The organism is Verminephrobacter aporrectodeae subsp. tuberculatae At4 (genome assembly GCF_000193225.1).
Lineage (GTDB): Bacteria > Pseudomonadota > Gammaproteobacteria > Burkholderiales > Burkholderiaceae_C > Acidovorax > Acidovorax aporrectodeae.
The window spans coordinates 1-1240 of the sequence record NZ_AFAL01000272.1; the positions used below are offsets into that span (position 1 = coordinate 1).

Sequence of the window (1240 nt, forward strand, 5' to 3'; positions counted from 1 at the left end):
TCGGTTTCCAGTGTCAGCGTCAGCGGGCCGGTGGCCCTGATCCTGTCCTTCACGTTGTCCTTGTTGAAGCCGAACTGCGTGAGGATGAACGCGGGGGCCTTGTCCAGCACCACGGCGCGGTGCAGCGAGTAGGCCACGTCTTCGGCCATGAGCGCATTGCCCGAGGCAAATTTCAGCCCGCTTCTGAGTTCAAAGGTGTAGGTCCTGCCATCGGGCGACACCGTCCAGGACGTGGCCACGTCAGCGACCAGCTGGGTCGGGTCCTTGACATCCAGGCGCACCAGCCGGTCGTAGGTGTTGCCCATGATCTCGCCCGTGGTCGTCTCAAAGGCCTCGGCCGGATCCAGCGTGATGACGTCGTCCACCCCAAGGGCAATCACCAGCGTGTCCTTGGGCGTGGCCGCCAGCGCGGGCGTGCCCTGGCAAACCAGCAGGGCCAGCAGGGCGCTGGCGCAGAGCAAACGGGGGTTGGGGGGAGAGAGCAGGTATTTCAAGAGCGATTCCTTGCTGTGCAGATAGTGTGGATACGGTTTGGTGCTGCAAGACACCGCAGAACTTGGAATGGTTACACGCATGAATCATGCCTGCATTCCGCCCAAGTTCCGCCCCCTGGATTCGCGCAAGGTATCTGCATCCTATGGCTGCGGGCCCGTCCGTCGTATCAGTAATTACCTTCGGTCCCGAGGAAAGGGCCGCTCCATGGGGGCTCTTCGCCGTTCAACTCGTACCCGGTGCTGCGCCCACCCGCCCCTGACTTGCCAACGTCCGCCAGCCGCCCCATCAACACCCCCTGGGCGCGACTGACCTCGGCCAACGACGGGGCCAAGGCTGCCAGATCGAAACGCCAACTTGGCCAGTCGGTGGCCTGCCAGATGCAGGTGCAATCTCCGCATTTCATGCGGAGATTATGAAGACATTCGCCGCAGGCGTGGGGGTTGCAGAGCTTGCGTCCTTTGAGGCGCATGGCTCCCAAGGAGGGGCCTTCCACATGACGGTGCGACGGCACGCGCACGGAGACGCCCGCGCGCCATATGGCCCAGGATTTATGCAAAACGCCTCATGCCGGGCAGCGTAATGACGCTGTCACACGGCGACCGCACAATCAGAAACCAATTGATTATCTCCAGATAGAAACGAACAGCAGTCCCGCACAAATTCGCCTGGAAGATAAATCTCTTCAAAACCCCCATGATTCAGGGGATACGCACGCCTGCGCGGACGACGACACTCCATATAAGGA

1 protein-coding gene and 1 pseudogene are annotated in these 1240 nt (G+C 61.5%); both read right to left on the reverse strand.

Annotated elements, in window-relative coordinates; all coding sequences use genetic code 11:
* On the reverse strand, positions 1–494 hold a 494-nt coding region (locus VTU_RS26145; protein WP_010102289.1), incomplete at its 3' end, for an ABC transporter substrate-binding protein.
* Positions 495–757: 263 nt separating this feature from the next.
* Positions 758–898 (reverse strand): annotated as a pseudogene (locus VTU_RS34695) (DUF4172 domain-containing protein); the annotation flags it as partial.
* Positions 899–1240 lie beyond the last annotated feature (342 nt).